1 tRNA gene, 2 rRNA genes and 2 pseudogenes are annotated in these 2,011 nt (G+C 58.8%); all 5 read right to left on the minus strand.

From position 1 onward, the window contains the following. Window positions 1–610: pseudogene (locus tag PHAMO_RS19160) on the minus strand (transposase); the annotation flags it as partial. A gap of 356 nt (window positions 611–966) precedes the next feature. Beyond that, window positions 967–1,098: pseudogene (locus PHAMO_RS20500) on the minus strand (ISAzo13 family transposase); the annotation flags it as partial. Window positions 1,099–1,273: 175 nt separating this feature from the next. Continuing rightward, window positions 1,274–1,350, minus strand: a tRNA-Met gene (locus PHAMO_RS16285). A 62-nt stretch (window positions 1,351–1,412) separates the two neighbouring features. Further along, window positions 1,413–1,527 (minus strand): 5S ribosomal RNA (rrf, locus tag PHAMO_RS16290). A gap of 83 nt (window positions 1,528–1,610) precedes the next feature. After that, window positions 1,611–2,011, minus strand: a 23S ribosomal RNA gene (locus tag PHAMO_RS16295); the annotation flags it as partial.

Below are 2,011 nucleotides of genomic sequence, written 5' to 3' on the forward strand. Positions count from 1 at the left end.
GCGTCTGGTACCACCAGTTCGTCGGGCTTGTCGCGTTTGAGCCGCTTCCGGGCTTGATGCGCAGGTTCAGTTCCAACGCGCGATAAATCCGATAGACCCGTTTGTGGTTCCAGTCATGCCCCTGGATATTGCGCAGATACAGGAAGCAGAGGCCGAACCCCCCAGGTCTTTCTGGCCTGGGTCAGCCCGATCAAAAGGTCGGCGATCTGCTCGTTCTCGTCGGAGAGCCTCGGGCTATAGCGATAGCACGTCTCGCTGAGCCCAAACGTCCGGCACGCCAACGCAATACTGATCCCTCGTCGCGCCACAGCTGTCTCGGCCATCTCCCGGCGCTGGGATGGCCGGGTTATTTTTTTCCGAGAGCCTCCTTCAGCAATTCGTTTTGCATGCTGAGCTCGGCGAACATCTTCTTCAGCCGCCGGTTCTCGTCCTCCAGCCCCTTCATCTCCGAGATCATCGAGGCGTCCATGCCGCCGTATTTCGCCCGCCATTTGTAGAACGTCGCGCTGCTCATCTGGTGCTCGCGGCACAGCGTCAGGACCGGGATACCCTCCTCCGCCTGACGCAGGATCCCCATGATCTGGGCGTCCGTGAACCGACTCTTCTTCATCCGAATCTCCTCGTTCGCAAAACCGAGAAAATTCTACGTCCGCATCCCCTTATTTCCAGGGGGGATTACCCCTCGCCCCCAATTCCCGGGGTAGCCTGCCGGCCCATCGCCGGTGAAAGTCTGTTCTTTTATGCGGTATGGCTGCCGACGAACGACAACCCCGCCTTGCGCCGCTTCCTCAGCTTGGCCAAGGTCTTGTCGAAACAATGCACGGCCTGCGCGTTCAAAGATGGACTTGCCGGACCTTCGGGCGAAGACCGCAGCGCGATGGACGAAAAGCGCGACGGCTCGGAGCGGATATCGCGTCTCCTCAAAATCGTGTCGGAACGATGTGCCGCCTGCCTTCTCAAAAGGCCATCGCCGATTAGAGTTCGGCCGCACCCAGGACGCCGTCCCCTTCCATGACCGCATCCGCCGCCAAGTTCCCTCAGCCCCCGCCCGATGGTTCTGGGCGCAATGCCGGTGGCCTGCGCTACCGCAGCGATCCCGATTTCGTTGCTGATTTGCCACGCGCAGCGGAAAAAATTTCACGGACCGTCCGCCGTTTCCACGCCACGGCTTTCCCCCTGGCGCTTCCACGACGCTTCCACGGCGGGGTTTTGGGGGGTAATTTTGGAATCAAAAAAGCCGCTGATTCATGAACAGAATCAGTGGCTTATCGACTGGTTGCGGGGGCAGGATTTGAACCTGCGACCTTCAGGTTATGAGCCTGACGAGCTACCGGGCTGCTCCACCCCGCGAGAAGAGAGAAGAAGTGGAGCTGGGGGATGTCGTTGTGTATAGGTATAAGTTTCCTTAGAAGACCTGGCAGCGACCGACTCTCCCGTGCCTTAAGACACAGTACCATGGGCGCAGAGGGGTTTCACGTCCGAGTTCGGGATGGGATCGGGTGGGGGGCCCTCGCTATGACCACCAGGTCGTCGAAGGAAACTTATTTCTGATCTGAGTAAACCGCGTGCAATTTAGCGTTCTAGATAGTCGGGCTTGCCGCCGCGCATGGGCGATCAAGCCGATCGAGCGATTAGTATGGCTTAGCTTCACGTGTTACCACGCTTCCACACGCCACCTATCAACGTGGTGGTCTTCCACGGCTCTGATAGGGAAACCTTGTTTTGAGGGGAGCTTCCCGCTTAGATGCATTCAGCGGTTATCTCGTCCGCACGTGGCTACCCGGCAATGCCGCTGGCGCGACAACCGGTACACTAGAGGTGCGTCCATCCCGGTCCTCTCGTACTAGGGACAGGTCCTCTCAAGTTTCCAACACCCATGGTAGATAGGGACCGAACTGTCTCACGACGTTCTAAACCCAGCTCACGTACCACTTTAATCGGCGAACAGCCGAACCCTTGGGACCTGCTCCAGCCCCAGGATGTGATGAGCCGACATCGAGGTGCCAAACCT

The organism is Magnetospirillum molischianum DSM 120 (assembly GCF_000294655.1).
GTDB lineage: Bacteria > Pseudomonadota > Alphaproteobacteria > Rhodospirillales > Magnetospirillaceae > Phaeospirillum > Phaeospirillum molischianum.